At 38.6% G+C, this 18,298-nt stretch carries 20 protein-coding genes; 4 read left to right on the forward strand and 16 right to left on the reverse strand.

The window, feature by feature from the left end:
- Nucleotides 1-29 precede the first annotated feature (29 nt).
- Together ABC255_RS16915 and ABC255_RS16920 are read right to left on the reverse strand one after the other, a co-directional pair.
- Nucleotides 30-377 carry a hydrolase gene (locus ABC255_RS16915; RefSeq protein ID WP_412995260.1) on the reverse strand — a complete coding sequence of 116 codons (348 nt, stop codon included), beginning with the start codon at nt 375-377 and terminating at the stop codon, nt 30-32.
- Nucleotides 378-496: 119 nt separating this feature from the next.
- Entirely contained in the window at nt 497-1,456 is a 960-nt protein-coding gene (locus ABC255_RS16920; RefSeq protein ID WP_412995261.1) for a tetratricopeptide repeat protein, read from the reverse strand.
- 124 nt (nt 1,457-1,580) lie between these two features.
- Here ABC255_RS16920 and ABC255_RS16925 point away from each other — a divergent pair, with 124 nt between their 5' ends.
- Nucleotides 1,581-2,882, forward strand: coding sequence for a M20/M25/M40 family metallo-hydrolase (locus ABC255_RS16925; protein WP_412995263.1), 1,302 nt, complete (start codon nt 1,581-1,583; stop codon nt 2,880-2,882).
- A 202-nt stretch (nt 2,883-3,084) separates the two neighbouring features.
- Here ABC255_RS16925 and ABC255_RS16930 read toward each other — a convergent pair whose 3' ends face one another.
- The 10 genes from ABC255_RS16930 to ABC255_RS16975 form a co-directional block, all read right to left on the reverse strand.
- Nucleotides 3,085-3,756 carry a vWA domain-containing protein gene (locus tag ABC255_RS16930; protein WP_335535415.1) on the reverse strand — a complete coding sequence of 224 codons (672 nt, stop codon included), beginning with the start codon at nt 3,754-3,756 and terminating at the stop codon, nt 3,085-3,087.
- Nucleotides 3,757-3,839: 83 nt separating this feature from the next.
- A complete protein-coding gene (locus ABC255_RS16935) occupies nt 3,840-4,820 on the reverse strand; it encodes a macro domain-containing protein (protein ID WP_412995265.1) in 981 nt (326 codons plus the stop codon).
- Nucleotides 4,821-5,107: 287 nt separating this feature from the next.
- A complete protein-coding gene (locus ABC255_RS16940) occupies nt 5,108-5,950 on the reverse strand; it encodes an aldo/keto reductase (protein WP_412995267.1) in 843 nt (280 codons plus the stop codon).
- 368 nt (nt 5,951-6,318) lie between these two features.
- A complete protein-coding gene (locus tag ABC255_RS16945) occupies nt 6,319-6,540 on the reverse strand; it encodes a 4-oxalocrotonate tautomerase (protein ID WP_487247431.1) in 222 nt (73 codons plus the stop codon).
- Between the two features lie 12 nt (nt 6,541-6,552).
- The gene (locus tag ABC255_RS16950) at nt 6,553-7,341 is read right to left on the reverse strand and encodes a 2-keto-4-pentenoate hydratase (protein WP_412995271.1); all 789 of its coding nucleotides are present in this window, start codon (nt 7,339-7,341) and stop codon (nt 6,553-6,555) included.
- 52 nt (nt 7,342-7,393) lie between these two features.
- A complete protein-coding gene (locus ABC255_RS16955) occupies nt 7,394-8,173 on the reverse strand; it encodes a 2-keto-4-pentenoate hydratase (protein WP_412995273.1) in 780 nt (259 codons plus the stop codon).
- A gap of 111 nt (nt 8,174-8,284) precedes the next feature.
- Nucleotides 8,285-9,271 (reverse strand): VOC family protein, encoded by a 987-nt coding sequence (locus ABC255_RS16960; protein ID WP_412995275.1) that lies wholly within the window; start codon nt 9,269-9,271, stop codon nt 8,285-8,287.
- 36 nt (nt 9,272-9,307) lie between these two features.
- Nucleotides 9,308-10,675, reverse strand: coding sequence for an MFS transporter (locus tag ABC255_RS16965; RefSeq protein ID WP_412995276.1), 1,368 nt, complete (start codon nt 10,673-10,675; stop codon nt 9,308-9,310).
- A 142-nt stretch (nt 10,676-10,817) separates the two neighbouring features.
- Nucleotides 10,818-11,411 carry an FAD-dependent oxidoreductase gene (locus ABC255_RS16970; protein WP_412995278.1) on the reverse strand — a complete coding sequence of 198 codons (594 nt, stop codon included), beginning with the start codon at nt 11,409-11,411 and terminating at the stop codon, nt 10,818-10,820.
- The gene (locus ABC255_RS16975; protein ID WP_412995280.1) at nt 11,354-12,022 is read right to left on the reverse strand and encodes an FAD-dependent oxidoreductase; all 669 of its coding nucleotides are present in this window, start codon (nt 12,020-12,022) and stop codon (nt 11,354-11,356) included. Before ABC255_RS16975 ends, ABC255_RS16970 begins: the two co-directional genes overlap by 58 nt.
- Nucleotides 12,023-12,355: 333 nt before the next feature.
- Here ABC255_RS16975 and ABC255_RS16980 point away from each other — a divergent pair, with 333 nt between their 5' ends.
- A complete protein-coding gene (locus ABC255_RS16980; protein WP_412995281.1) occupies nt 12,356-13,105 on the forward strand; it encodes an IclR family transcriptional regulator in 750 nt (249 codons plus the stop codon).
- Nucleotides 13,106-14,140: 1,035 nt separating this feature from the next.
- Here the strand turns inward: ABC255_RS16980 and ABC255_RS16985 are convergent.
- Nucleotides 14,141-14,878, reverse strand: a complete 738-nt coding sequence (locus ABC255_RS16985) for an AAC(3) family N-acetyltransferase (protein ID WP_412995283.1) — start codon at nt 14,876-14,878, stop codon at nt 14,141-14,143.
- A gap of 213 nt (nt 14,879-15,091) precedes the next feature.
- Between ABC255_RS16985 and ABC255_RS16990 the strand changes: the two genes are divergently transcribed.
- A complete protein-coding gene (locus tag ABC255_RS16990; RefSeq protein ID WP_412995285.1) occupies nt 15,092-15,316 on the forward strand; it encodes a hypothetical protein in 225 nt (74 codons plus the stop codon).
- A 150-nt stretch (nt 15,317-15,466) separates the two neighbouring features.
- Here ABC255_RS16990 and ABC255_RS16995 read toward each other — a convergent pair whose 3' ends face one another.
- Nucleotides 15,467-16,078: a competence protein ComK gene (locus ABC255_RS16995; protein WP_412998574.1), complete on the reverse strand. Its 612-nt coding sequence runs from the start codon at nt 16,076-16,078 to the stop codon at nt 15,467-15,469.
- A gap of 139 nt (nt 16,079-16,217) precedes the next feature.
- Entirely contained in the window at nt 16,218-17,060 is an 843-nt protein-coding gene (locus tag ABC255_RS17000; protein ID WP_412995287.1) for a hypothetical protein, read from the reverse strand.
- A 170-nt stretch (nt 17,061-17,230) separates the two neighbouring features.
- Here ABC255_RS17000 and ABC255_RS17005 point away from each other — a divergent pair, with 170 nt between their 5' ends.
- Nucleotides 17,231-17,458 (forward strand): hypothetical protein, encoded by a 228-nt coding sequence (locus tag ABC255_RS17005; protein ID WP_412995289.1) that lies wholly within the window; start codon nt 17,231-17,233, stop codon nt 17,456-17,458.
- A 1-nt stretch (nt 17,459) separates the two neighbouring features.
- Here the strand turns inward: ABC255_RS17005 and fdhD are convergent, their stop codons facing one another.
- Entirely contained in the window at nt 17,460-18,281 is an 822-nt protein-coding gene (fdhD, locus tag ABC255_RS17010; protein WP_412998575.1) for a formate dehydrogenase accessory sulfurtransferase FdhD, read from the reverse strand.
- Nucleotides 18,282-18,298 lie beyond the last annotated feature (17 nt).

Here is an 18,298-nt window from a genome sequence, read left to right on the forward strand (position 1 = left end):
TTAATATATTCTGCCAGGTTCAAGTAAGATTAATAACTTTTGTATTGCATGTTTGCACTATCTTCATTTAGAATTCCCATTTTTCTAATATGTGCACGGGTTTTTTCATCACCTAAATCATAAAGCGTCGTATAGATCCATAGTATCCGCTGGTCATATTCCCTATTTTGAGGCTGATGATGATATCCAAGATAGGGAATGTGTGATCGAAAATAACTTTCCCAATCTGTTTCATCATTTCGATTGAAAAGTCGTTCAAGGAAATTTACTTGAGATTCTGTCGCTTCAATTTTAAAATCCCATTCTCCCTCATAAGGTCCTCTGAAAATTTCATTAGATTGAATATTGATATAGTAACTTTGTTTTTGTCCGTCCATGCGATCAGCTCCTATCTTTATGGATGTTTACCACAACATTCAATCTTTTAAACATTTTCATACTTTTAAAGTTTTTCCTCATCCGAACCTCTTATATGTTCCTTTGTAATAACCTAACTCTACTGATAATCAGGTAAATAATCCTCAACTCGACAAAGTATACAAGCCGAATACCCATCTGCCAGCTTAATAGCTGCTATAGGCCTCCTTGATTCTAAGTGTATGATAGATGTCGTTTCAATAATATGTCCCCAGTAAGGAAGATCTCTTGAGAGCCGAAGTATAATCTGACGGATATAATCATCACTTACCACTTGCACGCTTCCATTCGAAGCAATTTCTTGTAACTCCCTATAAGTCCTAAAACCTTTTGCCGTTACGATTCCATATAAAGTATAAAAAAATTTTGGGTTCAACGTGATTGGATCGAAATCTTGAAAATGAATTTCCATTCCCTGATCGGATCTTTTTAATAATATTTGGCTTTTATCAGGTTTAAAGTTGATAAATTCATATTCACCAATCTTTTCTTCTGTTCCATTTTCAATTTTTCGGTAAAACATCTTATTAAAGATTTCTTCATCTAGAACGAGAATTTCATTTTTATAACGCTCTATTCTTTCAATTTCCAGTTCTGTATAAACATTATCCTCGGTAAAGTTAATCTCATGAATGGCTTCTTTTGCTATCTTAATGCCGCAATTAACAAGAAACATGTTTGCCAGCATCCTTTGGGTATCATTTAATTCTTCCTCCATTGAACCGTCCAATGCTCTTTCAAAAGAGGAAACAGCTTTCGTGTATTCACTTCTCCGGTAATAAAGATAGCCCAAGCGATAATTAGCAACTGGATGGTCCTTTTGCATTTGCAGCGCCTTTTCTAAATATCTTTTAGCTATATTCAGGTCAGGCTTATCACCCATTTTAAAATACTCCCCTTGGGAAACATATAATTTCACAAGCTTCTTGGTTATTTCCTTCTCAAGAGTTCTATCTCTTTGTTTTCGTGCCACCTCCAGTAATTCTTTTAATCTTGTTTCTTCAATCATCGGATGGAACTCATCATCACGATCCCTCATAATTCTTTTCACCTCTTTTTAAAAATTCCCTTTTTATTTGTCAAGTACCTTCTTTTCTTGCTGTGACAGTCAGTCACATCTGCCTTGCTATACTTCGATTATAAACAAAGAGGAGATGATAAATATGAAATACAAAGAAATTTTGTTGGCTAGACATGGATTACAAAAAGGAGATTTAATGCGTTCTTTTCATGATGAAGTATGCAATGCTGGCAAACTACTGATGGGTACAGAACAATGGTTTCATGAAGTCGGTGACCAGATTACCGATGAAGATTTCATTTCCTTCCTGCAAGAATCTGCTAAAACCATTGATTCCCCTGGGAGAGGGATGCTAATTGATCCCGTCCTTGGCGATTTGCCGATTACTGATTTTGACCCTTATATCCGTGGGGTGATCCGCTGGATGAACGAACTTGGTATTTATACCTATGGCAGCTGTGACGGGCATGGTCGAGGCGAGGCGAGAATTTATCTAAAGAAATACCCAAATGGGAAACACCTTGAGCTATTGAAGGCCGCCATACCTACAAGTCTACGTATCAGAATTGAAGGTAAAATTATCAGAGTGATCTATCCCAAGAAAGGAGGTCAGTTACTATTACTTGATTTTGCTGAAAATCTGTACCAAGTCTGGAAGAATCCGAGTTTACTAAAGGATCTTCAGGCAGCCCATTTTAAAGGTTTGCTATTAGAGTGCTTGAATATACCGGGTGCTAGTACCGATGAAAGTAGATTTCGTTCAAGAGTGCGAAATAAACTGTCCTCTCTTATCGATCACTCCTTTATCGACCGGAAAGGTAATCTTCTCGGGTTTGTGGAACTTGGAAATGGTCCCACTGTTCTTCTATCCGCACAGTTGGATATGGTTGAAGAAATCGTGGAAGGAAGAGAAATTATTGAAGAAAATTCCATTCTTAGAAGCTCCGTAGGGATTCTTGGAGCCGATGACCGTGCAGGAGTTGCGGCTATTCTCGAAATCCTATCTGGAGTGAAAAGGACTAATTTTAGCGGAACCTTGAAAGTAGCTTTTACAGTGGAAGAAGAAATTGGCTGCCTTGGCTCTCGTGCCATCGACCAGGATTTTATTGAGGATGTTGATGCTGCCATTGTGATTGACCGCCGTGGAAATCGGGATATTGTTACGTCCTGGAGCAATTATGTACACTTTTGTCCTGAGGAGTATGGTAGATTATTTGAGGAGGCAGGCAAAATTGCTGGAATGGACGATTGGAAAATCACTCCTGGTGGTATAAGTGATGCGATGGTTTTCGCAGAGTACGGCATCCCCTCTGTCAATCTATCAGCTGGCTATCAAAATGAGCACAAAGAAACGGAAACAGTAGATTACAAGTCGACATTTGAAACAGTTTTGCTAGTTGAATCGGTTTTACATTACCAATTGATTAAACAGGGCTCAATATAAAATCTTAAAACTACACTTAGACTGTTACAAATCAGGTGTCAAAAAACGCAAAAGGAACAACAGAGTAAATACTAGAATGGCCTAATACGACCCGTTTTGATGCTGAAACATTGAGTTACAACAGCAAGTATGGCAAGTATTCTAGATAACTAAAAATATATAAAGAGCAGGGGGGACCTGAATACCTGTCCCCCCTGCTTTCTTAATTGGAACCACGAGAACCCTCCCCACGTTGCCGGCGATTATAATCTCGCTCAATTCCTTCTTTCCAGCTTCTATCGATTTTATTTTCTTTTCGAAAGTTCATGACTGCCTCATTTAGGACTTCGTAGTTTAATTGAGTCCCTTCCTTGTCAGCGTGATAATTTACAGCAAAATCCTCATCAATCCCAAATTGGGCTGCTGTGGAAACGGCATCAATATTCGCACCTAGGAACATGAATTCCCAACCATGCTGCTCTTTTTGCTGTTGAATCATTTTTCTTATTTTACCGGAAGTGAATTCACGGCTAGCATTTTCCATTCCGTCCGTTGTAATGACAAAGAGAATCTTTTCTGCTCGTTCTTCCTCTATAGTTTTCTTTTGAACGTTCACTATTTTTTGGATCGCAAAACCAATTGCATCCAATAATGCGGTGGTCCCACCTACTTCGTAATCCTCTTCGGTTATCGGAGAAATGCCTTTTATATTGATTCGGTCATGTAATAATTCACATTCGTGGTCGAATAATACGGTCGTGACAATCGCCTCGCCTTTCCCTTTTTTCTGTTTCTTCAAGATTGAATTATATCCGCCGACTGTATCCCCTTCAAGGCCAGCCATCGAACCACTCTTATCCAAAATAAATACTAATTCAGTTAACTCTTCTTTCATCGCTTATTATCCTCCGTTCATTTTCATTTACAAACTAAGGATAACAATTAACGTATTTCGTTTGGTCACTTGGCAAGCGACATTTATGCACCCAACAATGGTTGGTCAAAGCTGAACAAGGCTTCATTAATTCCATGGATGTTGTAGTTGCGTTCATTGATAAAATATTCAATGATAACATCAAACTTGCTGCTTCGAGACAGAGTATAACCAGCAGTAGACAACAATTCATTTGTTTCATCTATAGTGAGCTTCAAGGCAATCGCAAACGCGAGCACGGTTTTCTTTTTGGGATTATAACCTTCTTCATTTCTAATCTTTGAAAACAAACGACGATCAATATTGGCACGTTTGTAGGTTTCTACATCTGTCATACCCTTTTCATCAATAAACGAAAGAAGTCGCTCAGAAAACGATTCTTCTAAATGATTCATCATGTCTATTAATGATTGATTGAGAAACGGTTCAGCTTCTTTAAGACTCTTCAATTCCTCGATTTCTTCAAATCTCCGGTTGAAGATTATATCTGTTTCCTCTACATAATGCTCATCAATGTATTCGTTAATAGTAGCAAACAGCTTTTGACTTAGACCGAATGATTTTTTATCAAATACTACAAGATATACCTTCATGTCTGATTCGAGTAAGAATTGGCTAATCGTCGAAACTGCTATATGCAAAGCTTTCTCATTTGGATAGCCATAAATGCCGGTAGATATGAGTGGAAAGGCAATTGATTCACACTGATAACGGCTAGCAAGTTCTAAGGAATTCTTGTATGAATCCTTTAATAACTCTGCTTCGTGGTCGGAGCCTCCCTCCCATATCGGACCTGGTGTATGGATAATATAGTTGGCAGGAAGATTAAATCCTTCCGTGATTACAGCATGGCCAACAGGGCAATGCCCTATTCTCTCACATGCCTGTTGAAGTTTTATACTGCCTGCTGCTTTATAAATGGCACCACACACGCCTCCACCCATTTTCAACTGTGGATTCGCAGCGTTGACAATCGCGTCCACTTTTATTTTGGTTATATCATTACGGACGATTTCAAGTGGCATGGTATTCCCCCTTCCCTTGTAACATTTTTCTTTCATGATAACGAAGTAATGAAATTTATGAAAGAAAGAAGTAGAATCAATAATAAATTAACGGAATGCCGCGTGGGATGTGGGCTCAGTCCCTCATCGCTTTAAAGCATTAATTCACGTCAGTCCCCCGGCAAAGGTGAAGCTTTAATGCATCGGGGGACTGACCCCAAAATTCTTGTCCTTTTATTCGATCATGAGTGAAACCACAAAAATAAAGCACCTCTCTACATGGGAAGAGTGAAGTGCTATTGACCGATTTAAAACTCTTCATAAATTGCAGGATCTTGATTGTTAATTCTTCCATCAGGCCGTGTTAATCCTGAAATCAATTGCATCTCTGTATCATCTAACGAAAAGTCAAAAATAGATAAATTCTCAAGCTGGCGTGCAGGAGATGCCGATTTTGGAATGGAAACGGCCCCTAGTTGGTAGTGCCAACGTAAAATAGTCTGTGAAATCGATTTGTTATGATGATCAGCGATTTGTTTGATCGTAGCATTTTGTAAAACGTCCTGTGCTCTTGCTAACGGACTCCAGGATTCTAATGTAATATTATGCTCTTTGTGCCATTTTCGCTGTGATGCTTGATTAAAAAATGGATGTAATTCGATTTGATTCAAGCTAGGTTTCACGCCTGTTTCCTTTTCTAATCGTTCTATATGCTCAGGTAAAAAATTACAAACACCAATCGATCGAATCAGCCCGCCTTTTTTAGCATCGATTAAGGCTTGCCATGCTTCCACAAATTGATCTTGCTTTGGATTTGGCCAATGAATAAGGTAAAGATCATAATAATCAAGATTGGCACGATATAGCGATTCCTGAATAGTTGTCACAGCCTTGTCATAGGTATGATAGCGGCCAGGTAACTTAGAGGTAATTCGTAACTCTTCTCTCGATACAGAACTGCGTTTGACGGCTTCTCCTACCGTTCCTTCATTTTCATAATTATAAGCCGTGTCGATAAGCCGATAGCCGTGGTCTATTGCGCTTTGAATCGAAGAAACCCCATCGTTCCCCTTCAGTTTATATGTACCTAAACCAATCACCGGTATACCAAGCCCATCATTTAGGATGACCTCTGGAATAGCTATTCCCATCACTATACACTCCTTTCCTATTTATTTATAATTATAGCAGATTAAGTAATTTCCATATGATTCTAACTTTCCCAGATACCGATGATTATGCGCCTTCGCTTCGGAAATATCCTTCGTACCATGAACAAGAACTCTTCCATCTTTAAAAAACAACTAATGAATGTTGGGACAGCGTTTACGATAAAAGGTATGGATTTCGTTGGACAAATGGGGTCAAAAATGGGGTCAGTCCCTCGGCGAAGTAAAGCTTTAATGCACTAGAGGACTGACCTCAAAAGGATCAAGTAATCTCCCCATTTGCCGAAAAACTGCCAAGCAACAAACAAGCAGCTCCCACTCTATTGGGAACTGCTTGTTAATGCTTTACGCTATTTTCTTTCAGAAGCTGGTACTCCTGCGATTCCCCAATTGGTTTTTGGGAGTTCTGTTACTAATACTCTTACACTTTCCCGTGGTGCATCTAAGCTCTCCACAACGGTATCTGTTATATTTTCGATCAGAGCTTTTAATTTTTCAGGCGGTCTGCCTTCGATTAGATTAACTTGGATAATTGGCAATGGTATTCCCCTTTCTAAAATTGATCTAACGATCTTGTACCGTTTTTATTCTCCAACAGAGAAAGTCACTTCACCTAAACCATCAAATTTACCGGAAACAAAATCTCCGATACTCAACATTACAGCACTTGTTAAGGCACCTGATAAGATAATATCCCCTTTTTTAATTTTCTCTCCTTTTCTAGCAAGCATATTAGCTAATACCGCAATTGCGTTGGCAGGATGCCCTAAAACAGCTGCACCAGCCCCCAGTTCTTTCAATTGACCATTAATTGATAAAGTTGCACCTATTAATTCCAAGTCAAACTCACTTGGTTTTCTAAGTGCAGTCCCAAACACCACTCTAGATGTAGAGGCATTATCTGCAACCACATCCGGTAATGTAAAGTTAAAGTTTTCGTAACGGCTATCAATGATCTCAAGAGCAGGTAATACATACTGTGTTTTAGCCAGAACCTGGGCACCTGTAATGCCTGGCCCCTGGATATCTTCCCCAATTAGAAATGCAATTTCTGCCTCTACTTTTGGATGGATTAAATCTGAGAAAGGTAGGACACCGCCATTATTGACCAGCATATAATCGAATACATAACCGTAGATAGGCTCAGAAACGCCCATTTGATCCCATTTTGCCTTGCTTGTTAAACCCATTTTAGGTCCAATCATTCTGTGCCCTTCGTCTACTTTTCTTTGTACGAGCAACTCCTGTACCTGATATGCTTCCTCAACCGTTAAATCAGGTTTAAATGACTTTGTTACCTTTACAATTTCACGTTTTTCAACTTCTGCTGCCACCAAGTAATCAGCAATTTCTTTAAAGACTTCAACAGCCATCACTTTTTTCCTCCTTAGAAACACCAGTCTTGCTCAATTAAATGGATCATCATTATTTAAAGTTAACGCTCACTTGTCCTAGATGGGCAAATCTTGCGGTAAACGTTTCTCCCGGTTTTGCCACTACCATACCTGAAAGTGCACCAGAAAGGATCACTTCCCCTGCTTTTAGTGAAATATCATAGTCAGCTAATCGGTTGGCTAACCATGCAACACAACCAGCAGGATTTCCGAGCACGGCAGCACCGACACCCGTGTTGGCAACTTCACCATTTTGATATAAAGCCATGCCAATTAATTCTAGATTAATTTCTGAAATTTTTGTAGGCTTGCCTCCTATTACATAAAATCCAGATGAAGCATTATCTGCAACGGTGTCTTGCAGTTTTATTTTCCAATCCTGTATTCGGCTATCAACGATTTCCAAAGCTGGAACCACATAATCGGTCGCTTGCAATACATCAAGAACGGTAATATTCGGACCTTTCAAATCATTTTTCAATATAAAGGCAATCTCACCTTCTACTTTTGGTTGAATCATTGTTTCACAGAAAATAGTACCTCCGTTTTCGATCATCATTGTGTCTAATAGGTGTCCATAGTCCGGCTCATTTACACCTAACAGGTTTTGAACAGCAACAGAGGTTAAACCGATTTTTTTACCGATAATTTTTCTTCCTTCACTTACCTTCTTTTTAATATTTTCCAATTGAATGTGATAAGCTTCATTAACCGTAATGTCTGGGTCGGTGTAAGTGAGAGGATCAATACCGACACGGGTAACTTCCGCTTCCGCCAACTTTGCGGCAAAATGTTGTATTTTACTAGACACTAGAAACCTTCCTTTCTATTATGTAATTCCTTCTCAATGACAAATCTTGATAGAAACAGTGTAAAGACCCACCCCATTTTTATGGTGTGAATCCTTTTTACACTAGAATTTTCATTTTGATAATAATGAAGATTTAACCGCTGGGGTCCCCTTCTTAAAGAATGATTCTGGTAAAGGAGAGCCAAAGAACATGATTGCTTTCTCGACTTCCTCTTTCGTCCACGTAACTGGTTTCCATTCTGGATTAAAGATTAGGTATCCAGGGTCACCATAAAGTTCCACACGGTTTCCGCCTGGCTCATAAACATAGAGACTCGTTGTTTGGCTTATCCCATGTTTAAATGGACCCGCTTCAATTTCTAAACCATTTTCAGTTAATATTTCTGCTACCTCATATAAATTTTGTGTATTACCATATAAGAAGGCAAAATGATGAAGTCTTCCAAGACCTTTTTCATCTGTACCATCATCTTCAGTAAACACCAGCTCATTAACGGTATTGGTAACCCTTAACCATATCCCAAGATCCGTTCCATCGTCTTTCAAAATGTGTTCACTTAACTTAAAACCAAGTTCATTCATAAATAAGTTTTTGTTACCGGTTACATCTTTAGACATCAACATGGCATGATCTAAACGACGAACGGGATACCCTTTCGTTGGTCGTTTTTGTGGTCGGTTTTTTAATACTGTTCTTTCACTTTCGGGAGCTTGATATTCTTCTATCTCCCAAAGAATTTCCATCAAATGGTTATCTGATGTTACAAATTGGTAAGCTGCGCCATGACCAATGTCACCATCTATCCATCCTATACCCGCACCAGATTTTTCAAGATCTCTTACACGTCTGTCCAAAGCGTTTTTCGAGCTTGCTCGAAAACTCATATGCCCCAAACCAGGCTCATTTCTCTCGGTTATTTTAAGAGAATGCTGGTAGGTATCTTCATAAGCCCGGAGATAAACAGATTGCCCCACTCTTGCTGTTTCTATCATTCCTAGGATTTCTTTAAAAAACCATACCGTAGCTTCCGGATTCGGTGTGTAGATTTCCATATGAGTTAACTCTGCCACATCAAATTTTTTTAATTCGTTTTCCATTTTAATCCTCCATTCAATGGGTTTAATCCCATCCAATTAATTTGTGGTCGGTATATCTTTATTTGCTATGACCGAGCTATCTACTGATTTTCCATTTTTTGTCGAATTCGAAATGAATAATATAAAAATCGCCCCAATTAATCCTGTAAGCGCAAACAATCCAAAGTGCCAGAATGTTCCTAAAGACATAGAAACTAACAGCCCCACTGCAATCGGACCGACAATACCACCAAATCTTCCGATGCCAAGGGACCAACCAAGGGCAGTCGTACGAACAGTAGCAGGATAGTAAACTCCAACATAAGCATTAATTAAATATTGTGTCCCAATTGAGCCCATTCCTGCTGCAGCAATAAGTAAATAGGTTACTAGCATAGAAGAAGGATTAAAGCTTAATAATAGGAATGCTGTAAAAGCAACTACAAAGGAGATTGTACACGAAAATTTATGACCCCATCGATCCGATACTGTAGCTCCTAGAAAACTACCAATAACAGTTCCAACATTTAGGACCAGTAAAAACGATAAAGCAGAACCGATTGAATACCCACTTTTCATCATAATCGTAGGAAGCCATGTTCCCAAGCCGAAAACGAGAAAGAGTCCACAAAATGAAGCAAGCCAGAATAACAGAGTAGATTTACGTTGTCCTTTTGATAGCAATGAACCAATAGAATTCATTTCCTTTCCATTTTTCATGCTATTTTCTTCCTTTTGTTCCTTTTCTAATTCTTCCATCGGAATTTCGAATCGCTCCGCAATCCTTACTGCCTCTTTTTTCTTGCCTTTTGCTATTAGGAACGCTAAAGATTCAGGAAGAAAACGAATCGCTAGTGGAACAACGAGTAACAAAGGAATAGCTCCTACCCAAAACATTGCACGCCACCCCATATTAGGAATTAATGACATGCCCAATAGGGCTGCTAGGACTCCACCTAATTGGTACCCGCTATACATGATAATCGTCGTAAAAGCGCGCCTTTTCGTTGGAGCATATTCAAGGGTTAATATCGTTACGACAGGCATTACCGTTCCTAATCCGATGCCTGTCAGTAAACGGCTTAGTCCGAAAATTTCTGGGGTCGGTGCTATAGCGGAACCTATCATGAAGACAGCGCATATGGTTGCACCAATGATCAAAACCTTTTTACGACCAAATCTGTCCGCAAGCATCCCCGCCACTATCGCTCCAACTAACATACCTATTACAACATAACTGCCATATCGTCCTGCTTGGGTAGGAGTCATATCCCATTGTTGATATTGTAGTAATGAAGGAACGATGGTCCCATAAACCAACAGGTCGTATCCTTCAAAAATCATAAATAACCAGGATAATAAAACAACAAGTTTTGTTCCGGAATTAAGCGACGTTTTTTTTGTATTTTCCATACTAGCCTCCATTATGAATCCCCCCTATATTAAATACCTTTCTCCTTACCGTGTAGGAATTCCTGCTGTTCACTCTTCCTGCCAAGAAATACCAGAGTATCCATCGTTTGAATGAAAAGTCACCCAATATCCCTCATTGGAGTTACTATGAGACTTAAAAACTATTAACTACGTCTTTTTGAAGATCATATCCATTCAACCATTCATGCATATTAAATAGACTCTTATACTGGTTAAATATATCGTCTCCTGGTATACTTGAAACTTCTGAGCTAATGTATGGCGGATCAATAAACTGCCAAATGGTCCTTGCCATAAATTGAACCGTTGATGCCCGAGGTTTACGCAATCCCTCGTATCGTGCAAAGATTTCGGATAAGTCGCTACCCTTTGTTAAGTTTTTCAAATTGCCTGCTAGCACTTCTGCATCTTCAATTGCCTGCGCTGCTCCTTGCCCTAAGAAAGGTAATAATAGATGAGCTGCATCCCCGAGTAACGTAATCCTATTTTTGCTCCAGCGCTCAAGTGGATCCATGTCGTATAATGGCCAAAGCTTCGTTTCCTGCGCTGCTCCAATCATGGCTTGAATATTTTCTTCCCAGCCTGTAAATTCAGAAAGAAAATCTTCTACGTTTGCATCTATTGGACCATTATGCTCCCATTGCTTGCGGGGAACCGCACCTACGATATTCAGTAATTTCCCCCGGAAACTGGATAACGCATAAAGAAATGCCTTGATCCTAACCATGCGGTTCGATTTGGAACACGCTCAGAAGGCGGAACTTGATCAATTGGAACAAGACTTCTATACATAGCCGCCCAGAAACGCATTTTTGGAGGAGTATCAACCACAGCATTTCTAACAACCGAGCGTCCGCCATCAGCACCAATTAATACGTCAGCTTCAACTTTGACACCGTTTTCAAAAGTGATTACCACACCTTCATCATCTTGTTCTACGTTGGAGCAGCCATGATTAACAGTGATCGCATCTTCGGATACTTTGCTTTTTATCAGACTGTGCAGTTCTCCACGATGGATCACTACATGTGGAGCTCCAAATTCCTTCTTAAACGGTTCGCTGTACAGGACTCGACCATCATTGCCATTTCGAAACTCCCATACTTCTTTAAGTGGAACCGCAACCTCCATAAGTTCTTCTTCCGTAATCCCTAATCGTAACAGCACTCTGATTGCATTTGAATCTAGGTTAATACCCGCTCCAATTTCTTTCAATTCTGCGGCTCTCTCGTATACATGCACATCAATCCCAAACCTCTGTAAAAATGCTGCAGCAGTCAAACCTCCTAGTCCAGCTCCTACTATCACAACTTGATGACGTTTAATGTTTCCTGCCATAAAGCATACTTCCTTTCTATGTTTAATCAGTATTTTTTTCATACTAAAATAAGAGCGTTCTCTTTTACTTAATCAATTCATACTCTTGTTTGCAATCTTTTCTCACACCCCCAGATAATGAGGTACCCTTCTGTAAAATTGAAACTCTTTATTTATTTTGTTAAACAATGGTTGACACAGTATAACAAACGTTTACAATATGATTATAGTATAAACCAAAACAGCACGTCAATATATTTCGATTTTTCTGACTATTATTTCTAAAAAATAAAAAAAATGAGTATTCTCTGATAAAATAATAAATAATAATCAATTGGGAAATGAGGTTTACATATGGAGCAGGAAAAAAAGGGGATTCAATCAATTGAACTTGGTTTTTCTATACTTAAAGAGGTTTCACGAGCAGATAAACCATTAACGATCACCGAAATATCAAAATTAAGTAATATGCCGAAAGGCCAGTTGTATAGGTATCTTATTAGCTTATGTAAGGTTGGCGCCCTTGAAAAAGACTCGGATTTACGATATTCATTGGGAAAAGAAATGGTTACCATGGGTGTCTTCGCTATGCAAAAAACAGATATCACAGCAAAAGCCTTTCCTTATATAAAAAAACTAAATGAGCGATTAAACGAAACAGTAGCTTTGGCTATCTGGGTTGAAGATGAGGGACCTTTAATTGTTGAATGGGAAGAAAGTAAAAAGCCAATTAATTTGAATATAAGACCTGGTACGTTAGTTGAATTAACAACAACGGCAGCGGGACGGATATTTGCAACCTATTTGCCGGAAGAAAAGACAGAAACGATCATTCAAAAGGAACTTGAAAAGAAACTAATCGACCAAGTGAAATTGGAATCAATCCTAGCATTTGTGAAAAAGGAGAATTATGCTTATACCTCTGAATATCTATCAGGAATTTCAGCCATTGCGGCTCCTGTGTTTGATTATAAAAAAGAGTTAATTGCTGTCCTATACATCGTTGGACTTACAGAAGCACTGGATATTTCAAAGGAATCAACGGCGGTAAGAGAACTAATAATAACAGCACGGGAATTATCAGAACAACTAGGGTACTCCTGATAATATTAATAGTACATTTACGAAATTTGAAGTCAGTCCCCCGTTGTGCTAAGGATTTTTTTTCTTAGGACTGACCTTTAATTAATCATTGAATTCTTCAAAGATGTCTAACTAGATAGTTAAACGCCTTCCGAAACCATACAACCATTAAAAAAATAGCCTATTCCAATGAACTAGGCTATACACTGTATTTATTTTTCTCATAATTCTTTTAAATACCAAGCATCCATAACATTATGCACTGAACCATCTATTGGTTGATCAAGTTGTTGGAAGCCTAATTTACAGTAAAGGAGATTAGCTGTTTCGAGTTTCTTCATTGTTTCTAAATAACAATATGTATAATGTTACTTGGCGAAGTAGAGCATTATGTTCATCAGTTCCTTCGACAAACCCATACATTGAGCTTCAGGTGTAATATACGGTAAAAGTGACAGGGACCAACCAAAAATCTGTGGTCCTGCAGATTCTAGATATCCTTAACTAACCAATAATTCTAATTCTCGAATGACATTGGGATAAATTAACAAACGACTATTTAGAGGCCAAGGGGTCCGGTTCTCACTGTACCCCTTGACTTCTATTATTTGGATCACCAAGACCCTGCCCATAGATTCCTATGATTACATCTGCTCTTGTAATCTCTTCAATCCATTGTTCAAGCTTCGATCGATTTTCTTTTCGTTTCGGAAATTCATGACTGCTTCATTTACGGCTTGGTAGTTTTATTGAGTTCCCTCTCTTTCAGCATGTAGTTGACGGCAAAATCCTCGTCTATCCCGAATTGCACTGCTACGGAAACCGCATCGATATTCCACCTAGAATTTTGAATTCCCAGCCATAGTTCTCTTTTTGATGTTGAATCATGGTTTTGATTTTACGTTCACTGAACTCTCTGCTTGCATTTTCCATTCCACCGCCGTGGTAATCACAAAATGAATTTTTTCAGCTTGCTCTTCCTCTTTTGTTTCCTGGTTCCAGTAATGCCTTCCAACGCTCGAGTAATGCCCATTCTTTGACGTTGTCCCCTATAAATCAAGAAAATAAATCTGGTTTTTCTTTTAGTAAGTGATTTAGCAAGTCTGTCATTTTTACTGTGTCACATACTCTTACTGTTGCATCGCCATATTGTCCTTTGTACATAACTTGATTTTTTAGAAAAATATCTTCAACTCGATTGTATTTTTCAGAGGTATGACCAGTATGTCTTCTTTGCGGTATCGAAATTTCCGTTTTATCCGGTAATATGGTGTAAAGCATTTGGTGCTCATCGGTCAATCGACCTGGTATATCAAGCCATTCCTCGACTCCGTGTATATATGTACATCTTCGTAAATCGACTCCGATTAACAAGATGGCTGCCTTCTGATCGAGTAATTTCCCCCAACTCGATTTGCGTGCACAAGGTGTGTCGAATTGTTCATTTCCCGCAATAAATTCATGTGCTCCTTTTCCTAGTGCAGCTACCGAATGAGTTGGATGCCATGAGCGAACCACACCCGGACGTTTTCGAAACAATTCCGTTAATAACCCAACACAAGATGGTGAGTCATTGACATAAAATCGAGGCTTCTCCGCATTAATATACGACCATGTATGGGTGGGAAAAACCAAAAGACCATTTTTCATATATTCTGAAAGGGCATCAAGGACCGTATCCGCCCCACCCTCTACTTGTCCAATACTTTTCATTGATGAATGAACAAGTAATGTTCCATTTTCGTCGATTCCCAATTCTTTAAGGTGCTTAAATAAGTCTTGTTTATTGTACATCACATTCAACCTTTCAATCTTTAAATACACCAAAAGAATACCATATTAGGATTATTTGTCCATGTGCAGGATATAGAGATAGATTTCTTATATAAAAATTCTGAATTCATTACCCACACACATATGACCATATAACCAGCAAACAGAATCAATCCTGTCAGGGCAGAAATGTGACTTTTCTATATAATCCACTCTTAGTGAGTGATAGGTTTGATGAATAGGAAATTAACAACTGTTTTCAAGCATTCAAAAAATGATGCCAGGCACCTCCCAATTTCTCGGGTGATACTTGGGGAGTGGGGTCAGTCCCTCATCGCGTTAGAGTATCAACTCACTTGGGGACTGACTCTTTATTTCCTTTATGCAAGAAGAATTTGTTCGATTGCAACCGTTAACGGTGAAGAATTTAAAAGCTTTCTTTCAAGAATACTAATATAGGATAGTTCTAACCCTCTCAGGCCAGCAGGTTGCCCTTACGATAATTTCTGGTCCTTTCGCAGTCTTTTTAAAGCCTTTCCAAAATCCAGGTGCGAATCATCCTCCACCAAGGAAGTCCTCCTATAAATAGTGGGAATCAAATAAGGGGGATCATTTTTCTTCTTCTAAAATGTCAAAATTATACTTGCCTGATTTTTTCTCAAGAAACTGATGCTTTTTTGGCGGTTCCAGATATAAGAGGAGGGAACTAGCTTGAATCCCTCTTTCCTTAGAAAGTCGTTTTAATTGATTGGCTTTTTGTAGTTTACTATTAAATGAAGTTAATTTTGCATCGAAAAGCATGAAATGACCGTTGCTTAATTCTACCTCGGTCTTGTTGCCGATTGCTTTTGTCTTGACAATATGGTCGGGATTAAACCAGATGCAGTCTTGTTTTTGTGGAGATTTGCTCGGAAAAAGGCAAACGCTTTGATAGGGATTTACAATGATTGGACACATAACCGTCTTATTAAGAATGTATTTTGCTCCGGCTATTGCTCCTCGTAAATCAAAGCCAATGTATTTTAATGTATCGTCCAATAAATGTAGTGGCGGTCTGTCCACCAGTAGAGTCGTTTTTTCTACTATGATCCTGGAAAACAGCTTTCCATTTTGATCATATTCACCCATCACAAGGATCACTTTCTTATCAATAAAGAAATTTTTAATTATAATAATACTCCACTCCTTAATTAAAGAGATGTATGTGGTTACCCCATAAATCTATTAAACGCTAATTAGGACTTTTTTACTTCAGACTTTATCAAACAGGATTCGTCATAATTCAAGTGCATATTGACAAAGATGCGACATTTTTTTCTGAATCGCTTCCTTTCATGTCCTCCAAGGGCAATAAAATCCTTTATTCATTTAACTGCAACCAATCCCATTCTGCATCTATGCCATCTATAAAAGAATGGGATATAGGAGTTGTAGTCTCCATTGCAGATACCTGTTCCAAATAGTATTTCATGAATTTGTTGTTTAAGATGCCATAAAAGTAGGCGATCGTATTTTTTACGAGATTGGTCCTTTTTATTTTACCTATCAGTTGTCTAAAGGCTTGGATGGAGATGTCTAGTATATCTTCTGTGTCATTCGTACACTCAAAGCGAAAAGCAGTAATCTGCACCATATGCCAATATTCTTCAATGGTTTTTGCATCGCTGAAAAAGCATTTTACCAATTGGACAAAAGGGTGTGGTACTGTGCTGCTTACATAGGAATAATCTAATGTTGACGGTTCTTCGTAACGTTTATTTATCTTTTGATTATTAGTTTTAATAAGATTACTAGTTTTATATTGGTGGTTCATTTTTTCCTCTTTGGGTAGTTCATTCGATGGAAAACGATTAAACTGATATAAATTGCTAGACTGTGAACCGTTTTTCCTTTCTGTTTCGAAGACAGTAATAATCCCAAATTCCATTGCTTTCAAGATCATTCGTTTAAAGGTAGATCTTGAAATGCCGTTATCATCGTATTGTGCGTGAATGGATTTTAAGATGGTTCCGATTTTGGCATTGCAAACGCCGGGAACTTTGGCGGCAAATCGCACGAGCCTTTTTAATCCGACCAGCTCTCCCTTAGTAAAATCATACTTGTGTTCTAATAACCACATTTCGGTATGTTGATTAAATTCCTGAAGGGAACTAAATTGCGAGAACTGCTTAAATTCTTCCGTATTACCCGATTTTATACTCATGTTCAATAACGCCCTCTCATCACCAAGTTTAATGTTTTCCTTCGTGAGAACTTTATGTGAAGGCTCACGTCGGTACTTCTACAGTAACGGGATTGGCTGAGTAAATCGAACTGCACTATTCTACTTTTGAGGGCATTTTTAGCGCGAAACGTCAAAAAACGCCTTCAAAAATGATTTTTGAAGGCGTTTTTTGCATTTTGGGTAAATATTCAATTGAATTTATTTATATCGCTCATGACGAATCTCAATATAATCAGTCATTATACAGATGTAATGTTATACCGACATTAGAATTAACTAAAAATGAAAATTATGGTAATAGCAAATTTAAAAAAGAACCACAGGCACCAACCAGTTATTGGATGGTGCCTGTGGCACTTTTATTTTCTACACTCTAACTTACATACATGAGGATTGTATTGGCTTGTTTTCAAGTCCCTGGATTCGGTCCTGATGAGTATATACATTGAACCCCTTGCCACGGATAAACCCTACGGCTGTGATTCCAAGTTCCTCTGCCAAATTGATCGCGAGATTGGTTGGCGCAGATTTCGAAAGGATAATCCCGACTCCAATCTTCGCTGCCTTAAGTAAAACCTCAGATGAGATCCGGCCGCTAAAGGCGATGATCTTATCCTTTAATGGAATTCGATGAATCAAGCAGTACCCAAATAATTTATCTAGAGCATTATGTCGGCCAATATCGGTTCGTGAAATCACGACTCCATCAATTGAACATAATGCAGCATTATGAACACCACCCGTTTGTTGGAAATGGGAGGAACCATCCTGCATTTGCTTCATTAGCTTATGGCATTGTTCCGGTGTAATGGTAAACCTCGTCATAATCGTTTTCGCCGTTTTGACATCATTTTGAAAGTAGAATTGTCTTCCTTTGCCACAACAGGAACCAATAAATCGTTTCGAATGGAAATTCTTTTCCACTTTGTTCGGATTGACTAGGTCGACATAGGCAAATCCTGTTTCGGCATCAATGTGAAGGTTTTTAATATCTTGAAATGTACGGATCATTCCTTCGGAAGCCAGAAAACCAACGACTAATTCTTCTAACTCAGAGGGGGTGCATACCATCGTGGCAAATTCTTCCCCATTTAACATGATGGTTAAGGCTGATTCGACGGCGATATCATCCTCTTCCTCAATAAAGCTTTGTCCATTATATCTGACAATATTTTGAGAAGTAGTGATTTCCTTTGACACAGGCACTGTCGCTCCTT

The organism is Neobacillus canaveralius (assembly GCF_047237705.1).
Lineage (GTDB): Bacteria > Bacillota > Bacilli > Bacillales > Cytobacillaceae > Neobacillus > Neobacillus niacini_K.